The sequence below is a fragment of the Lawsonibacter sp. LCP25S3_E2 genome (assembly GCF_052117285.1).
Classification (GTDB): domain Bacteria; phylum Bacillota; class Clostridia; order Oscillospirales; family Oscillospiraceae; genus Lawsonibacter.
This window is the reverse complement of record NZ_JBQKJL010000007.1, coordinates 1-12417: the sequence shown is the minus strand read 5'-3', so window position 1 is coordinate 12417 and position 12417 is coordinate 1. Positions and strand designations below refer to the sequence as shown.

At 54.1% G+C, this 12417-nt stretch carries 9 protein-coding genes, 1 tRNA gene and 1 other RNA gene; 1 reads left to right on the top strand and 10 read right to left on the bottom strand.

Annotated elements, in window-relative coordinates; genetic code table 11:
- Nucleotides 1-24: 24 nt before the first annotated feature.
- The 9 genes from ACTQ3R_RS07775 to ffs form a co-directional block, all read right to left on the bottom strand.
- Nucleotides 25-1455 (bottom strand): ATP-binding protein, encoded by a 1431-nt coding sequence (locus ACTQ3R_RS07775; protein ID WP_441778566.1) that lies wholly within the window; start codon nucleotides 1453-1455, stop codon nucleotides 25-27.
- Between the two features lie 49 nt (nucleotides 1456-1504).
- Nucleotides 1505-2194, bottom strand: coding sequence for a response regulator transcription factor (locus ACTQ3R_RS07770; RefSeq protein WP_441778565.1), 690 nt, complete (start codon nucleotides 2192-2194; stop codon nucleotides 1505-1507).
- A 61-nt stretch (nucleotides 2195-2255) separates the two neighbouring features.
- Entirely contained in the window at nucleotides 2256-3698 is a 1443-nt protein-coding gene (locus tag ACTQ3R_RS07765; RefSeq protein ID WP_441778564.1) for a hypothetical protein, read from the bottom strand.
- A gap of 163 nt (nucleotides 3699-3861) precedes the next feature.
- Nucleotides 3862-5904, bottom strand: coding sequence for a sensor histidine kinase (locus tag ACTQ3R_RS07760; protein WP_441778563.1), 2043 nt, complete (start codon nucleotides 5902-5904; stop codon nucleotides 3862-3864).
- Complete coding sequence (locus ACTQ3R_RS07755; RefSeq protein WP_441778562.1) at nucleotides 5905-6600, bottom strand: response regulator transcription factor; 696 nt, start codon at nucleotides 6598-6600, stop codon at nucleotides 5905-5907. It lies immediately after the preceding gene.
- Nucleotides 6601-6734: 134 nt separating this feature from the next.
- Nucleotides 6735-8114, bottom strand: coding sequence for an MATE family efflux transporter (locus ACTQ3R_RS07750; RefSeq protein ID WP_441778561.1), 1380 nt, complete (start codon nucleotides 8112-8114; stop codon nucleotides 6735-6737).
- A gap of 178 nt (nucleotides 8115-8292) precedes the next feature.
- Nucleotides 8293-8637, bottom strand: a complete 345-nt coding sequence (locus ACTQ3R_RS07745; protein WP_441778560.1) for a YbaB/EbfC family nucleoid-associated protein — start codon at nucleotides 8635-8637, stop codon at nucleotides 8293-8295.
- Between the two features lie 29 nt (nucleotides 8638-8666).
- On the bottom strand, nucleotides 8667-10403 hold the full coding sequence (gene dnaX, locus ACTQ3R_RS07740; protein ID WP_441778559.1) for a DNA polymerase III subunit gamma/tau: 1737 nt from the start codon (nucleotides 10401-10403) through the stop codon (nucleotides 8667-8669).
- Nucleotides 10404-10449: 46 nt separating this feature from the next.
- Nucleotides 10450-10714: signal recognition particle sRNA large type (ffs, locus tag ACTQ3R_RS07735), an RNA gene on the bottom strand.
- Between the two features lie 283 nt (nucleotides 10715-10997).
- Between ffs and ACTQ3R_RS07730 the strand changes: the two genes are divergently transcribed.
- A tRNA-Ala gene (locus ACTQ3R_RS07730) sits at nucleotides 10998-11073 on the top strand.
- 298 nt (nucleotides 11074-11371) lie between these two features.
- Here the strand turns inward: ACTQ3R_RS07730 and ACTQ3R_RS07725 are convergent.
- The coding region (locus tag ACTQ3R_RS07725) for a recombinase family protein (protein WP_441778558.1) at nucleotides 11372-12417 on the bottom strand (1046 nt) is incomplete at its 5' end.

Genomic DNA, 12417 nt, shown 5'->3' with positions numbered 1-12417 from the left:
AATAGAACTTTCGTTCCATCCCCCTCACAGCGACTCCACAGGCAGGTGGATTTCTACCACAAAACCGCCCTCCGGGGCATTGCCGATGTCCAGCCGTCCCTCATGGCGGGTGACGATCTCCTCACATACAGCAAGTCCAATGCCGGAACCACGGGCCTTAGAGCTTCCTTTATAAAATTTATTTTTAATGAAGGGCAGCTCTTCATCCGGCACACCGGGGCCATAGTCCCGGATGCGGATCACAGCGTCCTCCCCTTCCACCCGGATGGACACATCAATGCGTTTGCCCGCCCCGCCGTGCTTGGCGGCATTGTCCAGCAGGTTACAGAACACCTGACGCAGCCGCTCGGGATCACCGGAAATGGGAATCATTTCCTCAGGGCAGTCGGTATAACGAAGCTCGATGCCCTCCTTCCGGAAAAACTCCGTATAGGTGTATACCGCATCCTCCAGCTCAGCCTTCAGATCCAGCGGCTCCACAGACAGCGTGAAGCGCCCGTCCTCAATGCGGGAAAATTCCAGCAGCTCCTCCACCATATTGGTCAGCCGCCGGGCTTCTGAGACAATAATCCCCATAGCCTTACGCAAATCTTCTGCACTGCGCACCTCTCCGTTCTGGATGGTCTCGGCCCAACCGGTGATGGCAGTCAGTGGAGTACGCAGCTCATGGGAGATGGAGGAAATAAACTCGGTCTGCGTCTTTTCCGACTGGCGGATCTTCAGAGACATATCATTGATGGCATCCGTCAGCTCCCCAATCTCGTCATCGTATTTCTTCTCAATCTGTACTCCGTAGCTTCCGTCGGCAATGACCTTGGCAATTTCGGTAATCCCCGCCAGCGGCTCCACAATGGAGCGCACAAAATACAAATTGGAAAAATAGACCATGGCAAAGATCGCAAGAGCAATGGTGATAATCACCGCCATAGAAAAGACAAACTGCCGGTCGATTCCCGACAGGGAGGTCACATATCGAATGACCCCCACAACATCCCCCTGGTATATGACCGGGCAGGAGGCAGCTAAAATCCGCTCCCCCGTGGAAGGGTCTTTCCCCTGCCAGGACCTAGCCCCCTTGCTTTCCATAGCGTCCTGGATATCCGGCGTATTGGGAGTGGAGCCGGCAGTCAAATCGTTGCCGGAATAAAGCACAGCTCCTCCCGTATCCAAAAACTGAAGCTCCAGGCGGCTTTTATCTTCATAACTATTGACCGTCTGCTGCGCAGCAGTCCGGTAATCCGAACGAGTGTAAAGGCGAAAGCCATTGGCCGTAGAGCTGGCTTTGCGCTCCAGAGCATCGGCGGTCTCGGAATAGTAGTAGTTCACCAGCGAGACTGCGAAGGCGGACACAGCCAGAATAATGATCAGGGCCACAATGCCTACGCTATTGAGCAGCCACCTGCGGCGGATGCCCCGTATTTTTACTTTGTCTTGGATCTGAGTCGTCTTTGCCATGCGCCTTCACCTCCTCACCATGTCATGTTCTCAATCATATAGCGATGGTTCAATTTCTCCATTTGTACCCATAACCCCATACCGTATTCACATAGGTGGGCTTCTGGGCGTTGTCTTCGATTTTGATGCGCAGGCGGCGGATGTTTACATCCACAATTTTCAACTCGCCAAAGTAATCCTTACCCCAGACGGTATCCAAAATTTCCTCCCGCGAGAGAGCCTTCCCTGGGTTTTCCATAAACAGCTTGATGATGGCATACTCCACCTGAGTCAGCTTCACCCACTGACCATTTTTCTCCAGTGTGCGGTTGCGGGTATTCAGCAGGAAGGGCGGATCGCTGATCTCATCCGCAGAAGCCGGAGCGGCATCCCCGCCTGTACGGCGGAAGAGGGCATCCACCCGTGCAGTGAGCTCTGCGGGAGAAAAGGGCTTTGTGACATAGTCATCCGCCCCGGTCATCAGTCCCGTGACCTTGTCCATCTCTTGGGCTCGGGCGGTCAGCATGATAATGCCGATTTTATTGTCCATAGCCCGAATCCGACGGCAGACCTCAAAGCCGTCGATCCCCGGCAGCATAATGTCCAGCAGGGCCACCTTGATATCGGGGTTATCCTTCAAAGCCAAAAGGGCGTCCTCCCCCGTACCTGCCTCAATGGTCTGATATCCCGCCCGCTTCAGGTTGATGACTACAAAGCTGCGGATATTCTCCTCGTCCTCCAGTACCAATACCTTTCGCATGAATTGTTCCTCTTTCCCCGTGCTTGCATACAACAAGCGCTTCTTGCCGGACAAACCCGGCTTATTCGTAATACCAGCTCGTTTGGATCGTCTTCACCCGGTCCCGCAGCCCCTGTTCATCCAAGCCACAGTCCCAATTTTCATGGAACTGTGCCGCGTAAATAACATTTTCCTCCTCCCGCAGCAGGAACCATCCGTTCTCCGTCACCTGGGAGCCGCGGCTGCTGGAGATGCGGTAAATGCTCAAAAAGGGCTCCGGCTCCTTATCTTCTCCCATCCAGCGGGAGATGATCACTTCCCGCTGGCCTGTTACCTGATCGTTGCGGGAGATCGTGATCTGCCCGCGCCAGCTCTCAGGGATTTCCAGATACCATCCGTCGGACACATTGTGGTAGGTGGTCATCACGTGGTTGCGGTGGCCCCCATCGTCATACTGACACCAGTCAATGAGCCAGAAATCAGTAGAATAATTATCTCCATAGGAGGGCAGCGGATTGGGGGACGGAATTTCCAAAATATAGTCCCCGTTAATGTCCGTGGGGGTCACTTCCGTATAACCTTGGAGGATCTCTCGGCTGATTCCCGCGTCGTCCAACGTCAGGTCCTTGAGTCCGCCATCCATCCAGGCCACCACGTCAATGGCCTTGCAGCCATTGGCCAGAGTACTGGTAATATAGAGGGCAGGGGGTTCCGGCTGTCCGGACAGATAGTTCAGGCGCACTCGGCTCAGTTCCGTGATTCCCTTGGACAAATTCACGGTTCCCAGCGAAGCCATTGCCCCGTTTCGCCATCCAAACAGCTCCACATAGCTGTTCATGCCGCTGGAATCCACCCGGATCACAGCCAACTCCGTCCGGGTGTCCTGGTCGATATCCGTCAGCCGGGCACCGCTGCTGCCGTCACTGGCTACACTGCACCAGGTCAACAGCAGCTCACTTCCGATGAGCTTGGAAAAATCCAGCTGCATGGAGTCCATCTTCCCCCTTTGTCCAGCTTCTACCTCTATAGGCACAAGCTCATCCAGGGTATAGACGCCTAACTGATAGGCACCGGTACTGATCTGCCAGTTGACGACCAGCTCCTTCCGTCCCATCTCATTGACCTGCCGGTACTCAATGCTGTAAACGGAGCTTCCCTCGCCCTCGATCATACCGGCGATCTCATACTCCTCCCCTACTTGGGTGAATACTACAATCTTCAGCGGCTTCTTAACACCGGGGACACGCAAGAAGGTCACCGCGCTCTCCCGGTTGCCATCTCCATCCAGATCCTGAAGCTGGATGTTGGCAGTATTATCCCCCGCCACAATACCGGCATCCTCCACACTCACCCCATAATTTAACTCCAGGGCGGTACGTACCTTGTGGATGGCCTCATTGAGCTTTTCATAGCCTGCCGACTTCTCTGGCTGGCGGTACAAATCCTCCGGCGAGCGGAACAGGCAGCCGCTCAGGGTAAGAACCATGGCCAGCACCAACGCCAATCCCATCCAACGCTTCTTCACAGCTCCCGCTCCTTTCTCATTTCTTCTACCCACCCATTCCATAGTGGTGCTGTTTATCATCATAACACAAGTTCCTGAAAAAGAACATAGTTTTTTCTAAAATTCCTCCCATGCAAAGCGCGAAAAAGCACCCGCTTTTTCGCAGAAAGCGGGTGCTTTTTTGTCAGTTTGCCTGAGGGAGGGTCACGCTGGCTTTAAACAGGTCTCCATCCACCGCCAGCTCAAACTGGCCGCCCTGAAGCTCGGTAAGGCTTCGGGCAATGGACAGTCCCAAACCAGACCCCTCAGTGGTACGGGATTCCTCTCCCCGGACAAAGCGCTCCATCAGCCGCTGGGCCGGTATGTTCAGCGGCTCTCGGGAAATATTTTTAATTGACAGGCATACCTGCCCCTTTCCACGGCTCAAATCCAGATAGACCCGCGTGCCTTCCATGGCATACTTGGCACAGTTGGATAACAGGTTGTCCATCACCCGCCACAGATGCCGCCCATCGGCGTATACCCACGTTTCCCCTTCGGGCAGATTGGTCACCACAGTCAGCTTCCGGTCCTGAAGGCGTTCTTCCCACTCTCCCATAGCTTGGCTGATCAGCTGGGCCATGCCGATCTTTTCACGGTTCACCGACAGCACACCCGTAGATGCTTTGCTGGCCTCTACCAGATCTTCGGTCAGCTTCTTCAGCCGCTGGGACTTCCGGTCCAGCACCTCAATGTATTCCTGGGCAGTGGGATCGGTTTGTTCGGTGGTTTTTAACAAGTTAACATAATTTATTATGGAGGTGAGCGGAGTCTTCAGGTCATGGGAAACATTGGTGATCAGCTCTGCCTTAAAGCGCTCGCTTTTCATCTTCTCATCCACCGCCCCGGCAAGGCCCACAGAGATGTTGTTTAAATCCTCTGCCTGAAGCTTCAGATCCCGCGGCATATGAACGGTGTCCACCCGGTGTTCCATATCTCCAGCGGCAATGGCTTGGGTTCCCATGCGCAGCTTACGCAGATTCATGGTCCACCAGCCTAAGAAAACCAGCGTTCCCAGGTTTACCAGGCCCCAAAGCCCCAGGGACAGGGCACTGTATGGGGCAGCCAACAGCAGATAACTGCTTACCACCACATATCCCGCAAACACGCCCACCGTCCGCCAGGTAATGGGCAGGGAGCGGAAAAAATCTCCCAGCACCCGCACCAGCCACATTAGCACCCTGCACAGCAGGGTGCTCCGGGCCAGGGCCCGGGCCTTCAGCCGTACGGTTAACGTACGGCTCAGCAGCGTCACCACTCCCACCATCATGGCCACCGTCAACGGCAGCAGCCAATCCCGTACCAGGGGGATAAATTCTCCGCTGCTCTCTTGATGTGCCAGGCCGTACGCCAGATAGTCTGCCCAATACAGTCCAAACAGAAACAGCCCCACACCGGCTGCCACCATCGCGGGCAGGTAGAGGTCAAAAAAGATGCGTTCCTGCCAGGTGAGGACGATCTCCTCCTCCCCTTCCTTGTGACCGGAGGTCCACAGGATGTAAAGGAAACATCCCAGACTGAGCAGAGCAAACATTCCGGCCTGGACCAGATTGGACCGGAAATTGGCCCGGTTCTCTCCGTATTCCTTCCACAGTTCAAAAAATTCATCTTGGATCGTATCATCCACCTGGTCCGGTACTCCGCACTGGATGACAAGCTGTTCTCCGCTTGCAGGCACTGCTTCCACCGTCAGAAAAGACCCGCCGTCCTGCGCCAGCTCATAGGATTCTACTGCAGCGATCTGGGTCTCCACACTGGAGGTGACCAGGTGCTCCCCTGCTGTAAAGGTGGCATAATGGATTTCCTCAACCACCTGATTCAGTGCATCCTGGTCCAGGTTGGAATATAGAACCTGCTGTCCATCTGAATCAAAAACCTGCCAGCGAAACCAGGTGGCGTCCGACTGCAAATTTTCTTTCAGCTGTGAGAAAGTCTGCAGCTTCTGCTGCTGATCCGCAAAGGACAGCTCCCCCGCCAGCTGCATATCTAAGCTGCAAAGCTGCGCCAACTGCTCCTGCCGTTCCCAAAGCAGGTTATAAAACTGGTCCGTCTGCTGCCAATCTCCGGTTATGACATATGGAATGTTCAGGATTCCCTTGACGGCAAAATGCCCCGCGCCAAAGGCGGCAGTCAGCAGCAGTATAACCGCAAGCAGCTTGCCCCAGGGGTTTCCCTGCAGCTTTTTCACTCAGTTCCCCCCCTTTTCCATCTTATAGCCCAGCCCCCACACCACTTTCAGATACCGGGGCTCAGCGGGGTTAATCTCAATCTTTTCCCGAAGGTGGCGGATATGAACCGCCACCGTGTTTTCCGAACCATAGGCCGGGTCATTCCACACCTGTTCGTAGATCTGGGCCGAGGAAAAGACCTGTCCCGGATGGGAAAGGAGCAGCTTTAAAATGTTATATTCAATGGGGGTCAACGCGATGGGCTCCCCGTCCACAGTCACCACCTTAGCTCCATCGTCCATGGCGATGGGGCCCACAGTGATGAGGCCCGGTCCCTTGTCCGCTCCCCCCAGAGAGGTGTACCGCCGCAGCTGAGATTTTACCCGTGCGATGACCTCCAGGGGATTAAAGGGCTTTGTGATATAGTCATCCGCCCCGATGTTGAGCCCCAGGATCTTATCCGTGTCCTCACTCTTGGCCGTCAGGAGGATAATGGGCACATTGCTTCCCTCCCGCAGCTTGGCGGTAGCCCGGATACCATCCAGCTCCGGCATCATCACATCCATCAGCACCAGATGAATCTCATGGGTTTCCGCAGCCTGGATCGCCTGCTTGCCGTTATAGGTCTTGATGGTCTCATATCCCTCGCTGGTCAGGTAAATATCCAGTGCCGAGACAATATCCCGGTCGTCATCACAGATCAAAATGGTGTACATACTTGTTCCCCCATGTGTTATTCTTGCTGTTAGCATACCACAGACTGTTTAAGTTGTAAGGTATAAATTCTTAAGAACTGTTTAATTTCCCCCGGCAGGAAAACCGCCGCCCAGCGGACCGGGCGGCGGTGCCTCTATCGGGTTTCTCTGCCAAATTCTTTTAAAAAATAGTGCAGCAATATGGATCCCGCGACCAAAAAGCCGAGCAAATCTGCGCAGGCCTGGGTCAGCTCCAGACCGGTCAATCCAAACCGCCAGGGCAGCAGGAATACCAAAGGGATAAACAGTCCCTGCCGGCAGATGGCCAAAATGGTTGCCCGAAAGGATTTGCCCAGAGATTGAAAAAACATATTGGCAAAGGTCAGGACCGCTGCCAAAGGCAAGGTAAAGCACTGGTAGCGGAAAGCCCGAGTGCCGATCTCAATGACCAGGGGATCATCCCGGAATAGCGTGATAATCTGCTCCGAGAAAGCAAAGCCGATGACCGCAGCAACGGTGAGGATGATGGTGCAGGTGCGCAGGGAAAACACCACCGATTCCTTTACCCGGTCCAGACGCCCCGCGCCGTAGTTATAGCCCAACACCGGCTGGAATCCCTGTCCAAAGCCAATGGTTACAGACTGGATGAACATAAAGACCTTCGTCACGATGGCCAGCGCCGCTACTGCCGCATCCCCAAAGATCCGAGCATTCCAATTCAGCGTCATAGTACTCACAGACATGACACCTTGACGGAAGAATGAGGGCATTCCTTGCTTTAAAATGCCGATATATACCTGGGGAGAACGGGAAATACAGGCCGGGCTGACTCGCAAATCGCTCTTTTTGAACACAAAAAAGGATGCCAGGATGATCAGACTGACACATTGGCTCAGCAGTGTGGCAATGGCCGCCCCGGAAATTCCCATGTCAAAAGCAAAAATAAACAGTGGGTCCAACGCGATATTGAGGATCCCTCCGGTACCCAAACCAATAACGGATAAGCTGGCCTTTCCTTGCCAACGCAGAAGATTATTGAGGGTAAAGGACAAAATCATCACCGGACAGCCTAAAATAATGTATTGGGCATAGTCCAAAGCAAATGGATAAATGGTCGGGGTGCTCCCCAGCAGCCAAATGATCTGACCGATATAAAAGATTCCAACAGCAGCCAACACACTGCCCAGCACCAGGGCGGTCAGCACCCCACTGGAGGCCACTATGTCTGCTTCCTCCTTTTTATCCTGTCCCAGCATCAGTGAGGCGATCGAACCTGAGCCCATACCTACGGTAAACCCAACCGCTTGAATCACCGCCATCACAGAAAAAACGATCCCCACTGCCCCTGAGGCACTGGTGCTGATCTGGGACACAAAATAGGTGTCCGCCATGTTGTAGATGGAGGTGACCATCATACTGATGATGGTGGGCACCGCCAGGGTGGGAATCAACTGGTTGATTGGGGTCTCCAGCATCCTCTGCCGCTGATCGGTGCGCTCTTTGGGTCTGTGCTCATAAAAATGGATCCAATGCATTATCCTCACTTCTCTTTCTTACCCCTCCGGTCAGCGCCGCCACGCCGCAAGCCGGAACCGAACCTCCATCCGCATATACACTTTCATTTTATACCCATTTTTTCCCTCATGCAAGAGTAAAACCGCCCCCGAAAGGGCGGTTTTACTCACTTTATTGTCATTCTTCTGCACTTCCCACTTAGAAGGGGAGGCCAAGGCCGCCAGTAATGCTCTGCATGGTGCTGGCCGCATCGTTGTCCGCGGTCCGCATGGCCTCATTGACAGCGGCTACAATCATATCCTGGAGCATTTCCACATCCTCGGGGTCCACGGCCTCAGGGTCAATGGTAAGACTCTTCAGCTCATGCTTGCCGTTCACCACGGCAGAAACCACTCCGCCGCCCGCCGCAGCCTGGTACTCTTTCTCCTGCAGCTCCTGCTGCATACGCATCATATCCTGCTGCATCTTCTGGGCCTGCTTCAGCATGTTCATGTTCATGCCGCCCATGCCGGGCATCCCCCGGCCGCCAAAGCCTTTTGCCATTGTGTATATCTCCTTTCGCAACCATCTGGTTATTGAATGATAATATTGTCAAACTGCTTCCCAAAGGCAAGCAATTCATCCAGTGCATCCTTTTCCTCCGGTACGTCGGCCGGTTCAGCCTTTTGACCAATCGGAGATCTCTCCTCCGGTTCATCCACCGGGGGCGTCCCTACCACTACGCTGACCGTAGGTTTCTCCCCTCCAAAGGTAGCCTGGGCCGCCTGGGCCATTCCATCCAGAATGGCCGGCTTATTCAGCATAGAACGGGTAAACTCTCCATCCACCCACAAGGTAAGTCGGTTATTTTTCCATACACCTTTTACCTTGGCCGGGTTATTCAAATACGGCATCACCGTGGGACTGACCTTTCCTTTCAGTCCAGCGGCAAAGGACGGCCAGAACGTGCTATCCCCGCCACCGGTTGGAACCTGTGCCATTGTCTTGGGTCCCGACGGCGCACGCTCCTCTGCAGCCGCCTGCACCGGGGGAGCCTTCGGGCTCTGAGACACAGCCGGCTTCTCCGGGCGTGTTTCCTCCCAAGGCGGAGTATCGCTCGCCGACGTTTTTTTCTCCACTGGGGGCTGTCCGGCCACACCGATGGGGGCAGAACTTCCTGCGGCAACTCCAGCCAGCTTCTCTTCCAGTCTCGCCACTCTGGCCGCAAGGCCAGTCAGAGACTCATCCATCTGCTCATCACTGAGACGGATCAGGCACAGCTCCGCATCCGTCCGCCGGTTGCTGCTTCGCGGCAGTTCTGCCAGCGTTCCCTGAAGCTGGGTGAGCATTTGCAGCAGGCGCTGGGCTGAAAGTTTTTCTCCCAAGCCACGCATAGTGGCCTCATCATAACCTCCAGTCAGAAGGGCAGCGCCTCCCTGCGGCGCAGTTTTACGCAGCAGCAGGTCCCTCGTCAGTGAGGCCAGCTCCCCCAATACCGAAGCCACATCTTTTCCGTTGGCGTATAACGTCCCGAGGCTCTCCAGCGCTCCGGAAGTATCATGCAGCGCCAACCGCTGCATAAGGGCAGCCGTCTCCAGATTTCCAGCTAAGCCTAAGGTATCCAAAATGGTCTGCTCTGTGATCTGCCCTTCTCCTCCAGAACACTGGTCCATGAGCGACAGGGCATCCCGCAGGCCTCCGTCAGCCAGTCGGGCCAACAGAGCGGCCCCCTCCCCGGTAAGCGCAATTCCCTCCTGCTGCGCCACATAACTCAGGCGCTGGGCAATCTGCCCTGGGAGGATACGCTTAAAGGAAAACTGTTGGCAGCGGCTTTTGATCGTCGCAGGCACCTTGTGGAGTTCGGTAGTAGCCAGGATAAACAGCAAATGGGCCGGAGGCTCCTCCAAAATCTTTAACAGCGCATTGAAGGCAGCCGTGGAAAGCATATGGACCTCATCCACAATGTATACCCGCTTGCGCACTGCAGCAGGGGTATAGACTGCCTCGTCCCGGAGGGCCCGAACCTGATCCACTCCGTTGTTGGAGGCCGCGTCCAATTCCAAAACGTCCAAAATGGACCCATTCTCAATCCCCAGGCATGCAGGACACTGGTTGCAGGGATTCCCATTCTGAGGATTCTCACAGTTCACTGCCCGTGCCAGGATTTTGGCGCAGGTCGTCTTCCCTGTCCCCCTAGTGCCGGTAAACAGATAGGCATGGGACAGCCGCCCAGCGGCAACCTGGCGCTTCAAAGTATCTGTGATGTGGTCCTGGCCCACCACATCGTCAAAGGTGCGGGGCCGCCACTTGCGGTACAGGGCCTGGTACATCGGCTCACCTCATTACATTACAAATTAAATTCGGCGCGGAACAAGACCGCACACCGGCCTTTGAAGCGCGGGATATACCCGTTACCTGGACAGCCAGCTCAAGAACAGTACCCCCGCGGCACACACGGCGGGCCGCTTAGTGCTGCTCGGTTCCCCGCCTGACACGGTTCACGGAGCCGCGTTGCGCGGGACCGGTCTATCATCACTACTTATCCAGGGCAGACGGCACATCACGCGTCCGGGGGCCGGGATTCATCCCCGCTATAGCGGATTGCGGGTACAGGGCACCGCTATCTCCCCGACTAGTGCGGCCTTGCTCCACGCCGAAGCGGGAACAAAAGCTGTATGGTATTTTACTATATTTCTCCGCATTTAGCAATGATAATTTTTCCCCAACGGAAAGTTTTTAAAATTCCTCTTTACTTTTGCTGAAAATTTGTTATAATGAAAAAGCTGTCTGAGACATATTATTGTTCATAACATAATTTGGGCCTGTAGCACAGTTGGGAGAGCCAGCGCAACATAACACGGGCCCGGCCTGAACAGCAAATCGCACAAACAAATCAAGCAAAAATATACAAAACAACCAAATATGGGCCTGTAGCGCAGTTGGGAGCGCATCACATTCGCATTGTGGGGGTCGTCGGTTCGAATCCGATCAGGTCCACCAGAAAAAGCCGTGAAACCATAAGTTTCACGGCTTTTTTGCAACTTTTTTGGAAAAATGCTGGGCCCGCAGCTCAGCCGTTTCCGCCCTATTTTCCGTATCAGCCCCCGCTCCGTTCGCACCCCCTATTCAGGACACCAGAAACGATCATTATTTTTGTTCTCCGCCCCTCGGGAAAAGCCGAAAAGATCTGGAAATGAATGATTCCCATCCAAGCATATTGTACAAGACGGTTCGCATTCCCTTTGTGCAGTGTTTCCAGTATCTACGCCGAAAGCACCTCAGAGACATATAGCCCGCTTTAGAAAATCTCTATTTCGTCCTGGAACAACACCTCGATATGATCATAAGTAAAGATATTCACTCGCTCAATCCACTGGCACAAAATCATCTTCCGAATTGAAAACTCCGCTTCCATCGCTTTGTCGTACAGCTTTTGCAGTTCAGGATGGGTATCCACATGACTTTTCAACTGACGCAGCACTTCTTTGTCGATCCGCTCCGCTCGATAAGTGCTCTGTGCAGAGCATCGCTCACGGTGCTGAACCCGGTTGTAGCATTTATAAACAGGGATTCTCTCATTGTGCTCCGTCACTCGATGGGTTCTTCGCACAGTTGACGCAAATACCCTTCCTTCACAGCAGCCGCAGTAAACATTTCCCGATAACAGCGCTTTTCCCACCAGCTTTTTGGGAAGCTGCCCTTGCTTTCTTTTCTCCATTACTTGCTGTGCCTTCTGAAATGTTTCCGGTGAGATGATCTGCAATTCCGGGTTGAGCTGTGAGCGAACTCCTCCTCTGCACATGACTCCGGTGAACAACTCTCGGTGTAAAAACGCGTTAATAGAGCTTGGATGGAACACTTCCCCATTCCGGTCATAGATACCCTGTGCTGCAAGCTCCGTCGCAATTCTTCGTCCGCCATATCCGTACCGGATATAGTAGTCGAAGACGATACGGATGACCTCTGCTTCACCAGGTATGATTTGCAGATCATGCACATCATGTCCTCTGGGGTTGATCCGCCCCGTTTTGACAAGCCGATAACCATACGGTGCTCTTCCTCCACAGTAGAAGCCCTCGCTGGTAAGCTGCTGCATCCGGGTCTTGGTCCGTTCCGAGATTTTCAAACTTTCACCGGAAGCCTGCCAATAGCGAATGTAATTGATCAGCTTGTCGGCGTGGCTCTCAAATGATAAGGTACAATAAGTTGCGCAAATTGAAAATCGCATAAAAGAAGTAACCGTCAAACCCGGCCCAACAGAAGAGCCACGGCATCTGCCGTGGCTCAGGTAAAACAAGATTATACTTTTGTTCTGCATTCTGCTGGTGCCTGGGCAGGAATCAA

Bases quoted from the DNA above. Each gene is read 5' to 3' on its own strand.
- ACTQ3R_RS07775 (WP_441778566.1), bottom strand. From the start codon at position 1,455: ATGGCAAAGACGACTCAGATCCAAGACAAAGTAAAAATACGGGGCATC.
- ACTQ3R_RS07770 (WP_441778565.1), bottom strand. From the start codon at position 2,194: ATGCGAAAGGTATTGGTACTGGAGGACGAGGAGAATATCCGCAGCTTT.
- ACTQ3R_RS07755 (WP_441778562.1), bottom strand. From the start codon at position 6,600: ATGTACACCATTTTGATCTGTGATGACGACCGGGATATTGTCTCGGCA.
- ACTQ3R_RS07750 (WP_441778561.1), bottom strand. From the start codon at position 8,114: ATGCATTGGATCCATTTTTATGAGCACAGACCCAAAGAGCGCACCGAT.
- ACTQ3R_RS07745 (WP_441778560.1), bottom strand. From the start codon at position 8,637: ATGGCAAAAGGCTTTGGCGGCCGGGGGATGCCCGGCATGGGCGGCATG.
- dnaX (WP_441778559.1), bottom strand. From the start codon at position 10,403: ATGTACCAGGCCCTGTACCGCAAGTGGCGGCCCCGCACCTTTGACGAT.